The organism is Virgibacillus carmonensis, from assembly GCF_057836705.1.
This window is the reverse complement of record NZ_JBYQFJ010000284.1, coordinates 1-590: the sequence shown is the minus strand read 5'-3', so window position 1 is coordinate 590 and position 590 is coordinate 1. Positions and strand designations below refer to the sequence as shown.

Below are 590 nucleotides of genomic sequence, written 5' to 3'. Positions count from 1 at the left end.
CGTAATATCATATGTAGAATCTTAGCGCCTTTTTCTTTACCTGATTTATTCAATAACACAACAATGATAAACAGAATAAATGCAAGGGCCCATGCTGTTACATGTAAATGTGTGCTCATGTATTTTCATCCTTTCTAATTCCTTGTCTATAATATAACAGATAAAATAAGGAAATTCATATGAAATCTTTTTGAACAATAAACTGAGGCAATTATTAGAAAAAACTGTTATACTGAAAAAGTATTGTATTTTTTTAATTGGAGGGATATTATGACACATTCTAGTCAAGAAATTATTGATCAAACGCAGGAATTCGGCGCAAAAAACTATCATCCCCTTCCTGTTGTTATATCCAAAGCTGAAGGAGTTTGGGTAGAAGATCCTGAGGGTAACCGCTACATGGACATGTTAAGTGCCTATTCAGCAGTTAACCAAGGGCATCGTCATCCAAAAATTATTGATGCATTAAAAAAGCAGGCGGATGCGGTTACATTAACATCTCGCGCCTTTCATAATGACCAGCTTGGTCCATGGTATGAAAAAGTCTGTAAGCTAACGAACAAAGAAGCTGTTTTGCCTATGAACACTGG

General features: G+C 35.3%; 2 protein-coding genes. One reads left to right on the top strand and one right to left on the bottom strand.

The window, feature by feature from the left end; all coding sequences use genetic code 11:
* A partial coding sequence (locus AC3G7N_RS21900; protein WP_489424232.1) for a DUF1516 family protein occupies positions 1–119 on the bottom strand: 119 nt, incomplete at its 3' end.
* Between the two features lie 151 nt (positions 120–270).
* Here AC3G7N_RS21900 and AC3G7N_RS21895 point away from each other — a divergent pair.
* Positions 271–590, top strand: a 320-nt coding sequence (locus tag AC3G7N_RS21895) for an aminotransferase class III-fold pyridoxal phosphate-dependent enzyme (RefSeq protein ID WP_489424231.1), incomplete at its 3' end; no start/stop codon positions are given.